This window comes from Hydrogeniiclostridium mannosilyticum, assembly GCF_003268275.1.
Classification (GTDB): Bacteria; Bacillota; Clostridia; order Oscillospirales; family Acutalibacteraceae; genus Hydrogeniiclostridium; species Hydrogeniiclostridium mannosilyticum.
In genome coordinates this window covers 1-1313 of the sequence record NZ_QLYR01000028.1, presented here as the reverse complement: position 1 = coordinate 1313, position 1313 = coordinate 1, and the positions used below count along the sequence as shown (strand labels likewise).

Annotated in this window: 3 protein-coding genes; all 3 read left to right on the top strand. The window is 51.1% G+C overall.

What is annotated here, in order from left to right; translation table 11 throughout:
• Positions 1 to 197 (top strand): hypothetical protein (locus DPQ25_RS14820; protein WP_112333836.1); only part of this gene is annotated, 197 nt, incomplete at its 5' end.
• A gap of 2 nt (positions 198 to 199) precedes the next feature.
• Positions 200 to 523, top strand: a complete 324-nt coding sequence (locus DPQ25_RS14250; RefSeq protein ID WP_112333835.1) for a DUF4406 domain-containing protein — start codon at positions 200 to 202, stop codon at positions 521 to 523.
• 97 nt (positions 524 to 620) lie between these two features.
• Positions 621 to 1313, top strand: a 693-nt coding sequence (locus DPQ25_RS14245) for a peptidoglycan recognition protein family protein (RefSeq protein ID WP_242978405.1), incomplete at its 3' end; no start/stop codon positions are given.

The window sequence follows — 1313 nt, the reverse complement described above, 5'->3', positions numbered from 1 at the left end:
AAAAGTATATCGAGCTGGAAGGGACAAGCTACCCCATCGGAGATATTTTCCGGCGGTCGTATGCGAACAGCGCGAATGGGCGAAAGCAGGTCCAGGAGGAGATTGCGGAGCCCTACTTCAGCGCCGTTATGGCGGTATGGGGAGAAGAACCCACGGTATTCCCGGAGGAACCGGAAATCATTGAAACGGAGGCATGAAAATGGAAAAAGCAATGATTAGCCAACCAATGGCAGGAAAGACAGATGAGGAGATTGTTGCAGCAAGAGAACGAGCCGTCAATTTTCTTGAGTTAAACGGATACGAGGTAATAAATACTTTGTTCACCGATGAGTGGTATAGCGAAAAGAAAATGCAGGAGCGTGGAGTTGTACAGATTCCATTGTGCTTTTTAGCGAAGTCTATCGAGAACATGAGCTTATGCCATGCAGTATACTTCGTAAAAGGTTGGGAAAAGGCACGGGGTTGTAAAATTGAGCATGATTGTGCCGAAAAATACGGCGTTAAAATTATTATGGAGGAATGAAACATGAACGAAAGCATTTTGGAAATCGAGCTTGGGCCAGACGAGGAAATCAGCGCCGAAACAGCCAAAGAGCTGAGCAACGGAAAGGGTGAAGAGCATGAGTAACAGCGCATTGGTGAACTATACCTGTATATCCCCTAACAGCAATAATCCGCGGAACACCGGCATAAAAAAGATCACCATCCACCACATGGCGGGCAACCTCTCTGTTGAGACCTGCGGGAAGATTTTTGCCAGCTCCGCCCGTCAGGCTTCCTCCAACTATGGGATTGGAAGCGACGGAAGAGTGGGCATGTATGTGGAAGAGAAAAACCGCTCCTGGTGCAGCTCCAGCCCGTCAAACGACCATCAGGCGGTGACAATCGAGGTGGCCAACGATGAAACCGGCGGCGACTGGCATGTAAGCGATAAGGCTCTGGCTAAGCTCATTGACCTCTGTGCGGATATTTGCCAGCGAAACGGGATCGATAGGCTGAACTATACAGGGGACACCGCCGGCAACCTAACCATGCATTGCTGGTTTTCCGCCACCTCCTGCCCCGGCCCCTATCTCAAGAGCAAATTCCCCTACATAGCCGAAGAGGTCAACAAGCGCCTGGGCGGTTCTGGACAGGCGGAGGCCGGCGTCTCCATTCAAAAAGGCGACCTTGTGAAAATTGCCCCCGGCGCGGTCTATTACAACGGCGCGGCAATCCCGTCCTGGGTAAAGAATCAAAGCTGGTATGTGTCTCAAGTCAGCGGGGATCGGGCTGTGATTGACAAGAACGAAAGCGGGACAAGCTCCATATGC

What these genes read in the sequence shown, in the direction of transcription:
- DPQ25_RS14250 (WP_112333835.1), top strand. Translation starts at nt 200, where the DNA reads ATGGAAAAAGCAATGATTAGCCAACCAATGGCAGGAAAGACAGATGAG.